This window comes from Reyranella sp. (assembly GCF_036558665.1).
GTDB lineage: Bacteria > Pseudomonadota > Alphaproteobacteria > Reyranellales > Reyranellaceae > Reyranella.
This window is the reverse complement of sequence record NZ_DATBFE010000141.1, coordinates 1-2,030: the sequence shown is the minus strand read 5'-3', so window position 1 is coordinate 2,030 and position 2,030 is coordinate 1. Positions and strand designations below refer to the sequence as shown.

The window sequence follows — 2,030 nt, the reverse complement described above, 5'->3', positions numbered from 1 at the left end:
GCCTGGGCGCCCCGGCTCGAACCGCTGCGCGCTGGCTTGCGCGACCTTGGTTACGTCGAGGGCAAGACCATCATCATCGAGTTCCGGTGGGCGGACCGGATCGAGCAACTGCGCGAGCACGCCGCCGCGTTGGTCGAGATGAAGGTTGATCTCATCTTCGCGATGACTTCGACCGAGACCGAAGCGGCGCGAGCGGCGACCACGACGATCCCCATCGTATTCGCCACCCATGCCGACCCCGTCGGGCTTGGACACGTGGCGAGCCTGCCGCGCCCTGGCGGCAACATCACGGGGCTGACGGTAGTGCAGACCGACCTCACCGCCAAGGCGCTGGAGATCTTCAAGGAGGCTCTCCCGCAGGCGACGCGGATCGGCGTGCTCTTCAGTCCGGCGGTGCCGTCGCACGTCCCCACCTTGCGGGCCGTCGAAGCTGCCCGCCAGAAGCTCGCGTTGCAGGCGCACTTGCAACCGGTGCGAACGGTCGAGGATTTCGATGCAGCGTTCGTGACGATGGCACAAGAACGGGTGGACGGATTCTTTGTCTCGGCGTCTACGCTTATGCTCTCTCACCGCGCGCGACTGGCCGAGCTCGCGCTGAAGCACCGGTTGCCGGGGCTGTTCGGCGCTCGGGACAACGTGGTAGCGGGCGGCTTCATGAGCTATGCGCCGGTTGCGCCCGACCTGGTCCGCCGCGCCGCCACCTACATCGACAAGATTCTCAAGGGCGCCAAGCCGGCCGACCTGCCGGTGGAACAGGCTTCCAATTACCAGCTGGTGATCAATCTGAAGACCGCCAAGGCGCTCGGCCTCACCGTGCCGCCTTCGCTGCTCGCGATCGCCGACGAGGTGATCGAATGAGGAGAAGGGCATTCTTATCGCTCCTTGCCAGCGCAGCAGCGGCATGGTCAGTCAGGGCGCGAGCGCAGGAGCCGATCCGGCGCATCGCCGCGCTGTTCGGGCTTGCCGAGAACGACCCGGAAACACGCAACCGCATTGCGGCATTCGAGGAGGGGCTGGAGAAGCTGGGCTGGACGAGTGGCCGGAATATCGAAATCCACTATCGCTTCAGCGGCGGCGACGGCGAGCGCTTGCGAACATACGCGGCCGAGTTGGTCCGACTCAAGCCTGATGTACTCTTGGCTGGTGCCACCACTTCGTTAGCCGCGTTGCGGCAAGCGACGCGAGACATCCCCACCGTGTTTGCACAGGTGACCGATCCAGTGGGCGCTGGCATCGTCGTGAGCCTCACGCGGCCCGGCGGCAACATCACCGGCTTCACGCAGCATGAGTATTCGATCGGCGTGAAATGGCTGGAGCTGCTCAAAGAGATCGCGCCGCGGGTCAGGCGGGTCGCCGTCATCTATGATGCCGACAATCCGGCGGCCGCCGGATACATGGCATCGATCACAGGCGGCGAGCTGACATTTCCGGTTACGCTGATAAGTTCCGCGGTACGCGACACCCCCGAGATCGAGCGTGCCATCGAGGCCATCGCGGCCGGTCCTGACGGCGGCATTATCGTGCTGCCTGGCCCTGCTCCTGCGGCCCGGCGCGACCTGATCATCGCGCTGGCGAATCGACTGCGGATACCGACGGTCTTCGCATTCCGGTACTGGGTCTTGAGCGGTGGCCTAGCGTCTTACGGTATCGATAATGTCGACCTTTACCGGCGCGCGGCCAGTTATGTCGATCGCATTCTCAAGGGCGAGAAGCCGGCGGACCTGCCCGTTCAACACGCGACCAAATTCCAACTGGTGATCAACCTTAAGACCGCCAAGGCCCTCGGCTTGGACATACCGATCACCCTCCTCGCGCGCACCGACGAGGTGATCGAATAGGCGCGCAGATGTCCGCTTGTGGCGAAAGCCGACGCGCGTCCTCGGCGCATCCGTTGGTCGCGCCCAATGGGCCTCGGCAGCCTGCCTCGCGCCACTGACGGAGCTGCCCCTCCTCTTACTTCTCCGTCGGTCCAGGGGCGCACGCCCTATGGCAATTGCTGTGCGTGTTCAGGTATGGCTTGCCCGGGCAAA

2 protein-coding genes are annotated in these 2,030 nt (G+C 64.8%); both read left to right on the top strand.

All coding sequences use genetic code 11. The annotated features are described in order from the left end of the window. The coding region (locus VH499_RS20700) for an ABC transporter substrate-binding protein (RefSeq protein WP_332054651.1) at window positions 1-858 on the top strand (858 nt) is incomplete at its 5' end. Continuing rightward, window positions 855-1,838, top strand: a complete 984-nt coding sequence (locus tag VH499_RS20695; RefSeq protein ID WP_332054650.1) for an ABC transporter substrate-binding protein — start codon at window positions 855-857, stop codon at window positions 1,836-1,838. The genes VH499_RS20700 and VH499_RS20695, both read left to right, overlap by 4 nt. Window positions 1,839-2,030 lie beyond the last annotated feature (192 nt).